We start from the raw sequence: 899 nt of genomic DNA, 5'->3' as shown, positions 1-899 counted from the left end.
GCAACAGCGTGACCTGCGGGTCTACGAGGAGGTGCTGCAATGAGCCTGGAACAGCTACTGACCCGGCTGAAGATGGAGCACCTTCAGGCCTCGCTCGACAGCCTCTGCGAACACGCCAGCAAGCGGGATCTCAACTACCGCGAGTTCCTGGAACAGGCCCTGACCCAGGAATGGGGCGGGCGGCATCAGAAGGGCCTGGAGTCCCGGCTGAAGCAGGCCCGACTGCCGTGGATCAAGACCCTGGAGCAGTTTGACTTCAGCTTCCAGCCGAGCATCGATCACAAGATCGTGCGCGACCTGGCCGGCCTGGGCTTCGTCGAGCGCGGCGAGAACGTGGTGCTGCTCGGCCCGCCGGGCGTCGGCAAGACCCATCTCGCCGTGGCCCTGGCGGTAAAAGCCGCCGAAGCCGGCCACCGTGTGCTGTTCATGACACTGGACCGGCTGGTCAGCACGCTGATGCGCGCCCGTCAGGAGAACCGTCTCGACCGGCAACTCCAGCAGCTGACCTACCCCAAGGTCCTGGTGCTGGATGAGATGGGCTACCTGCCGATGACCCGCGAAGAGGCCAGCCTGTTCTTCCGCTTGATCAATCGCCGTTACGAGCGGGCCAGCACCATTCTCACCTCGAACAAGTCATTCATGGACTGGGGCGAGATCTTCGGCGACCAGGTCATCGCCACGGCGATTCTGGATCGGCTGCTGCATCATTCGACCACCCTGAACATCAAGGGCGAGAGCTACCGGCTGAAAGACAAGCGACGCGCCGGTTTAGTCACCACCCCCACCGCCAAGGAGAGCGACACCTCACAAGAGCCTGAGTCTGTTCCGATGAAAGAGCACTGATAAAAAACGGACAATCTAAAGTGATGAAATCCGGACAGCCTTCATTGGCGTTGACA

Annotated in this window: 1 protein-coding gene; it reads left to right on the top strand. The window is 61.5% G+C overall.

Going from position 1 to position 899, the window contains the following annotated elements; translation table 11 throughout:
• Positions 1-39: 39 nt before the first annotated feature.
• A complete protein-coding gene (istB, locus tag KG088_RS19430; RefSeq protein WP_213828273.1) occupies positions 40-843 on the top strand; it encodes an IS21-like element helper ATPase IstB in 804 nt (267 codons plus the stop codon).
• Positions 844-899 lie beyond the last annotated feature (56 nt).

The sequence above is a fragment of the Halomonas jincaotanensis genome (assembly GCF_018448785.1).
GTDB lineage: Bacteria > Pseudomonadota > Gammaproteobacteria > Pseudomonadales > Halomonadaceae > Halomonas > Halomonas jincaotanensis.
Note: the sequence above shows the minus strand (reverse complement) of the source record. Positions and strands in the feature narration are given on the sequence as shown.

Bases quoted from the DNA above. Each gene is read 5' to 3' on its own strand.
- istB (WP_213828273.1), top strand. From the start codon at position 40: ATGAGCCTGGAACAGCTACTGACCCGGCTGAAGATGGAGCACCTTCAG.